This window comes from Anaerosporobacter sp. (genome assembly GCF_965301125.1).
Genome location: NZ_CBDLAM010000312.1, coordinates 1 through 2830, shown reverse-complemented (window position 1 = coordinate 2830; position 2830 = coordinate 1). Strand labels below are relative to the sequence as shown.

At 34.0% G+C, this 2830-nt stretch carries 2 protein-coding genes; both read left to right on the top strand.

The annotated features are described in order from the left end of the window. Positions 1–126 precede the first annotated feature (126 nt). Complete coding sequence (gene rnr / locus ACW2QF_RS19205; protein ID WP_455717627.1) at positions 127–2343, top strand: ribonuclease R; 2217 nt, start codon at positions 127–129, stop codon at positions 2341–2343. Positions 2344–2437: 94 nt separating this feature from the next. Further along, a partial coding sequence (gene smpB, locus ACW2QF_RS19200) for an SsrA-binding protein SmpB (protein ID WP_455717626.1) occupies positions 2438–2830 on the top strand: 393 nt, incomplete at its 3' end.

The following is a 2830-nucleotide window of genomic DNA, read 5'->3' as shown; positions in this document are numbered from 1 at the left end:
ATACTGAAAGGAAAAAATCAATTTAATAGGGATAAAATAAGAATAAGTTAGTAAAATTGCAGTAGTGAATTTTATACTGCTTTTAAAATAAAGCAAGCTGTAGCTTGAAGACGGGAGGTTGTTACTATGGATCGAACATTATTGGAAATAAAGAAACAACTTGTCTTAAGTATGATGGAAGATAAGAAATATAAACCATTACGATTTAAAGAAATTGTTGCAATTATGCAAGTACCAAAAGATGAAAAACAGGACTTAAAAGAGGTATTGGATTCCTTAATACATGACGGTAAGGTAATGTTAGATACGAAATCTAGATATAAATTATCAAATGCAAACCTTAAAGTAGGTACATTCTCAGGCACGCAACGTGGATATGGTTTTGTGACAATAGAGGGAGAAAAGGATGATATTTTCATTCCAGAGAGTGCAACAAAAGGTGCGTTAAATAATGATATCGTTCAAGTAATGATTAAAGAAGAACAAACAGGAAAACGTAAGGAAGGCGAAGTTGTTAGTGTTGTTGAGAGAGGAAATACAGATGTAGTAGGTACTTTCCAAAAGAGTAAGAATTTTGGCTTTGTCGTTCCTGATAATTTAAAATTCGGTAAAGATATTTTCATACCTAAGGAATATACGAAAGGTGCTGTTACTGGGCATAAAGTAGTAGTTAAGATTGTAGATTTTGGTGATAAGGATAAGAGTCCAGAAGGTAGAGTTACAGAAATAATTGGACACATTAATGATCCGGGTGTTGATATTATGTCTATAATTAAGGCAAATAACTTACCGCTAGAATTCCCTGATCCTGTAATGAAATCACTAGACAACATACCAGAAGAAGTGACGAGTGCAGACATAGGCGGAAGAATGGATATTCGTGATCTTCAAACAGTCACTATTGATGGGGAAGATGCGAAAGATCTTGACGATGCTATTACAATATCTAAAAATGGCGATATTTATACATTAGGTGTTCATATTGCAGATGTTACGAATTATGTGAAAGAGGGATCACCTCTTGATGTGGAAGCTCTTAAGAGAGGCACAAGCGTTTATCTAGTAGATCGTGTAATTCCGATGTTACCACATAAGTTGTCTAATGGTATATGTTCTTTGAATGCAGGTGTTGATCGTTTAGCATTAAGTTGTTTTATGGATATTGACAAAAAAGGCAATGTTGTAAGTCATAAGATTGCGGAGACAATTTTACGTGTAGATCGTAGAATGAGTTACACCAGTGTAAAGAAGATTCTAGAAGATAAAGATGAAGCTGAGATAGAAGAATATAAGGAATTAGTTCCTATGTTTGAGTTAATGCAGGAATTAGCTACTCTACTTCGTGAGAAGAGACACAAACGTGGATCGATTGATTTTGATTTCCCAGAGAGTAAGATTACCCTAAATGAAAAAGGCAAACCAATCGAAATTAAAGCATATGAAAGAAACTCAGCTACAAAGATTATTGAAGATTTCATGTTATTGGCAAATGAGACTATAGCTGAAGATTATTTCTGGCAAGAGTTACCGTTTGTTTATCGTACACATGAGAATCCTGATACAGAGAAGATACAAAAGCTAGGTATCTTTATAAATAATTTTGGCTATAGTATTAAGATAGGTCAAGATGATATTCATCCGAAAGAATTACAGAAGTTATTATCAAAGATAGAAGGAACACCAGAAGAAGCTTTAATTAGTCGTTTAACATTGCGTTCTATGAAGCAAGCAAAATACACGGTTTCTAATGAAGGACATTTTGGTTTATCAACGAAATACTATTGTCACTTTACTTCCCCAATCCGTCGTTATCCAGATTTACAGATTCATAGAATCATCAAAGAGAATCTGAGAGGTAAAATGAATGAAAAGAGAATCTCTCATTATGATAAAATTCTACCTGAGGTAGCGAAACAATCAAGTGTGGCAGAACGTCGTGCAGATGAATCGGAAAGAGAAGTAGAGAAACTTAAGAAAGTTGAATACATGAAGCAATTCATTGGTGAATGTTTCGAGGGCGTTATATCTGGCATCACCACTTGGGGTATGTATGTTGAACTACCAAATACAGTCGAAGGTATGGTTCATGTTAGTAGTATGGAGGGGGATTACTATTATTATGATGAAGAGCACTATATGATGATAGGTGAACATACGAAGAAGATGTATAAACTTGGACAAAAGGTAACCATAGAGGTTGTTGGTTGTGATCGATTATTACGTACGATTGATTTTGAATTAGTAGAGAATGATTGGCGTAATGAGGAAGTGCAAGATGAAATTGATGAGAAAGCGATTATGGATCTTGTTCACAAGGCTGATTCAGATTTGAGTCAGCAATAATTTAAAGAACAAGCAAGTCACCTACCTTTTAAGGTGAGAGTGTTACTTGCTTGTTTGATGTTTTTATAATAGTTAGGAAAGGATACGGATAAGTATGTCAAAAGAGAGTATTAAGCAAATTGCAAATAACAAAAAAGCATACTTTGATTATTTTATTGAAGATAAATATGAGGCGGGTATTGTTTTGCATGGAACAGAAGTAAAGTCACTTCGTATGGGAAAATGTAGTGTGAAAGAATCATTTATCCGTGTTGAGAATGGAGAACTTTACATCTATAATATGCATATAAGTCCATACGAAAAAGGAAATATATTTAACAAGGATCCTTTACGTATTAAGAAATTACTACTTCATAAATATGAAATCAATAAAATTAGTGGTCAAATGCAGCAAAAGGGGTACACCCTTGTTCCGTTAAGTGTTTACTTAAAAGGGAGTCTTGTGAAGATGGAAATCGGCTTAGCAAGAGGTAAAAAACTCTATGAT

Coding starts and splice junctions, on each gene's coding strand:
- rnr (WP_455717627.1), top strand. CDS start 127: ATGGATCGAACATTATTGGAAATAAAGAAACAACTTGTCTTAAGTATG.